The 1,868-nt window shown below is 59.4% G+C and carries 2 protein-coding genes; both read left to right on the top strand.

Annotated elements, in window-relative coordinates; translation table 11 throughout:
- Positions 1–23: 23 nt before the first annotated feature.
- A complete protein-coding gene (locus WB528_RS10720; protein WP_423888390.1) occupies positions 24–1,304 on the top strand; it encodes a nucleotide sugar dehydrogenase in 1,281 nt (426 codons plus the stop codon).
- A 13-nt stretch (positions 1,305–1,317) separates the two neighbouring features.
- On the top strand, positions 1,318–1,868 hold a 551-nt coding region (locus WB528_RS10715; RefSeq protein ID WP_423888389.1), incomplete at its 3' end, for an SDR family NAD(P)-dependent oxidoreductase.

Here is a 1,868-nt window from a genome sequence, read left to right as displayed (position 1 = left end):
CCTTTGGATTTTGGATTTTTTTGATGTCACGCCGCAAGATTGCAGTGATCGGTTTGGGCTATGTGGGGCTGCCCGTGGCGGCGGCGTTTGCGCGCGAAGGCTTTGCGGTTACGGGCTTCGATATTGATGCCTCGCGTGTCCGCGAGTTGGAAGGTGGACAGGATCGCACGCGCGAAGTGCAGGCGCCGGACCTCAAGCATCCTTCGCTCAGGTTTACCCGCGACGCGGATGCCCTGCGCGCCTCCGATTTCTTCATCGTGACGGTCCCGACGCCGATCGATGAGGCGCGGCGGCCGGATCTTCGCGCGATGTTTGAAGCCTCGCGCCTGGTGGGCGCTTCGCTCAAGAAGGGCGATATTGTCGTCTATGAATCGACCGTCTATCCCGGCGCGGTCGAAGAAGAATGTGCGCCAATCCTGGAGCAATGCTCCGGGCTCAAGGTCGGAACTGATTTCAATGTCGGCTATTCGCCGGAACGCATCAATCCCGGCGACAGAGAGCATCGCCTGGAATCGATCACCAAGGTGGTTTCGGCGCAGAATCCAGAAACACTCGGCACCATCGCAGACACTTATGGGGCGGTGGTAAAAGCCGGCATTCACCGCGCGCCTTCGATCAGGGTCGCCGAAGCGGCCAAAGTGATCGAAAATACCCAGCGCGATCTCAACATCGCCTTCATGAACGAGTTGTCATTGATATTTCAGGCGCTCGAGATTGATACCGGCGACGTGCTGGCGGCCGCGCGGACGAAATGGAATTTCCTGCCATTTCAGCCGGGCCTCGTCGGCGGCCACTGCATCGGAGTTGACCCATACTATCTCACCTATCGCGCCGAGAAGGCCGGCTATCACCCCGAAGTCATTCTCGCCGGCCGGCGGATCAACGACGGCATGGGCCAGCGCATCGCGAAAGAATGCGTCAGGGGATTGCTGCGGCGGAAGGGAACGGGAGGCGTCGTCACGATCCTCGGCCTGACCTTCAAGGAGGATGTTCCGGATACGCGCAACTCGCGCGTCGTCGATATCGTTCGCGAGCTGGAATCGTTCGGCCTTCAGGTACAGGTGCATGATCCTCTCGCCAGTCCTGAGGATGCGAAGCACGAATATGGCTTGACCATCACCAAACTGAACGCGTTGCGGCCGGCAGATGCGGTTATTCTGGCAGTGGCGCACGGTAGTTATGTCGAAGGTGGGTGGCCCCTGATACAGCGGCTGCTGACCGGCGGCTCCGGTCTGGTGATTGACGTGAAAATGAAGCTCGATCGGAGCACCAGGCCCGACGGTATTGAACTGTGGCGGCTGTGAGGACCGAAGGGCAATGACGCAAGACGCGATCCTGGTCACGGGCGCCGCCGGTTTTATCGGCTTTCACGTCGCGCAACGTTTGTTGTCGTCCGGCCGTGCCGTCGTCGGCCTCGACAGCGTCAATGATTATTATGATCCGGCGCTGAAGCGGGCGCGGCTCGATGTCCTGGCGCGCCAGCCCAATTTCACCTTCGTGCAATCCGATCTCGCCGATCGTGAAGCGACAAAATCGCTCTTCGCGCAGCATCGCTTTCCCGCCGTCGTTCATCTCGCAGCCCAGGCCGGGGTGCGTTATTCGCTGGAAAATCCGCATGCCTACTCGGACGCGAATATCGAAGGTTTTTTGAATGTGCTCGAGGGATGCCGCCATCACGGTTGCCGGCATCTGCTCTTTGCGTCCTCATCGTCGGTCTATGGCGCCAACACCAAGCTCCCATTTTCGGTGCGGGATAATGTCGATCATCCGATCAGCCTTTATGCCGCCTCGAAAAAAGCCAACGAGCTGATGGCGCATGCCTATAGCCACCTGTATCGGATTCCGGCCACCGGTCTTCGGTTCTTTAC

Origin of the sequence: Bradyrhizobium sp. (genome assembly GCF_049586575.1) — a bacterium.
Classification (GTDB): Bacteria; Pseudomonadota; Alphaproteobacteria; order Rhizobiales; family Xanthobacteraceae; genus Bradyrhizobium.
This window is presented reverse-complemented; position numbering and strand designations above follow the sequence as displayed.

Bases quoted from the DNA above. Each gene is read 5' to 3' on its own strand.
- WB528_RS10720 (WP_423888390.1), top strand. From the start codon at position 24: ATGTCACGCCGCAAGATTGCAGTGATCGGTTTGGGCTATGTGGGGCTG.